Here is a 1,309-nt window from a genome sequence, read left to right as displayed (position 1 = left end):
GTTGTAACTCTTATGAGTTGTAGAACTCTGGTTTTGCTACAGGGCGGGATCGAACTTTAAATTGACGAGTATTAGTGTTTTATGATCTGATTGCGCATCGCAATTTTTTAAGTCGTTACAATGAGCATTATCACACATTTAGAGTGGATTGAAGATCCTAGAACTGATGTCAACATCAAACACAATCTTGTCGACGTCTTGTTTTTAACTTTGAGTGCCGTGCTTAGTGGCGCCGACGGATGGAAGTCAATTCAAGAGTTTGGTGAGTTGCAACTGGATTGGCTAAGGCAGCATCGTCCTTTTGAACATGGCATACCCAAACGTCACTGCATTGCAAACATAATCAAAGCTTTAAATACCGATGCTTTGCTTAAGGCTCTGCTAGATTGGATTAATTCTCGTCGTGAAGAAGCTCAAAAGCCACACATTGCGATTGATGGTAAAGTCCTTCGAGGTTGTTGGAAAGACAATGTGTACAATGCGCTAAATGTGGTCAGTGCATTTGATGTTGATAATGGACTAGCCTTGTATCAACAAGCTGCGAAAAATAAAGGCCAAGAAGGTCAAATTGCCCGTGACATCATCGACATATTAGCGTGTAAAGGTTGTATCGTGACGCTTGATGCTCTGCATTGTCAAACGAAAACGTTGGAGTCAATTGTAAAGAATAAGGGCGACTTTATTATCCAAGTCAAAGCCAATCAGCGTAATTTACACGACGCTATCGCTGAGCACTTTAAAACTCACTATGACAGCATGGGCTCACACGAAGAAGCACAAAGCAATGGTAATGCTCATGGCCGAGGTGAAAGTCGTCTAGTTATGCAGCTACCGATTAAATTACCACAGAAACTCAAAGAGAAATGGCCTCATGTCAAAACGGTGATTGAGGTTGCAAGAGGTCGTAAATTAGGTGACAAAACCAGTTATACCTCCCACTTCTATGTCAGTTCATTGGCGGTAGAGCCAGAGTTAGTGGCAAAAGCAATACGCGAACATTGGCACATAGAGAATCGGCTTCACTGGGTCTTAGATGTTGTTTTCAAAGAAGATAAGTTAAAGGTAGCAGACCCTGACGGGGCGGCACACATCGCTTTGTTCAACAGGGTATGCTTAAACATAATCAGGCAACATCAAGGTAAGAAAGACAGTTTAGCAGCAAAACGAAGAGGAGCAGCTTGGAACGGTGATTTTAGGACGGAGTTACTCTTTGGTTAATCTATAAGCAAAGTGGAATCCCACCCTGGGTTTTGCTATGAAACGTGTAAAGTTGGAAACCCCATCAAGGCTACACGATGTGTCATATTAT

General features: G+C 42.2%; 1 protein-coding gene. It reads left to right on the top strand.

Features of this window, described 5'->3' with window-relative positions; genetic code table 11:
- The first annotated feature begins 120 nt into the window (after positions 1 to 120).
- On the top strand, positions 121 to 1,218 hold the full coding sequence (locus BB427_RS15335; protein ID WP_069021697.1) for an ISAs1 family transposase: 1,098 nt from the start codon (positions 121 to 123) through the stop codon (positions 1,216 to 1,218).
- Positions 1,219 to 1,309 lie beyond the last annotated feature (91 nt).

Origin of the sequence: Pseudoalteromonas sp. BMB, from assembly GCF_001709235.1 — a bacterium.
Classification (GTDB): Bacteria; Pseudomonadota; Gammaproteobacteria; order Enterobacterales; family Alteromonadaceae; genus Pseudoalteromonas; species Pseudoalteromonas maricaloris.
The sequence above is the reverse complement of the archived record's forward strand: the minus strand, read 5'-3'. Positions and strand labels throughout refer to the sequence as shown.

Excerpts from the sequence above, each read along its gene's own strand:
- BB427_RS15335 (WP_069021697.1), top strand. The coding sequence starts at position 121 with ATGAGCATTATCACACATTTAGAGTGGATTGAAGATCCTAGAACTGAT.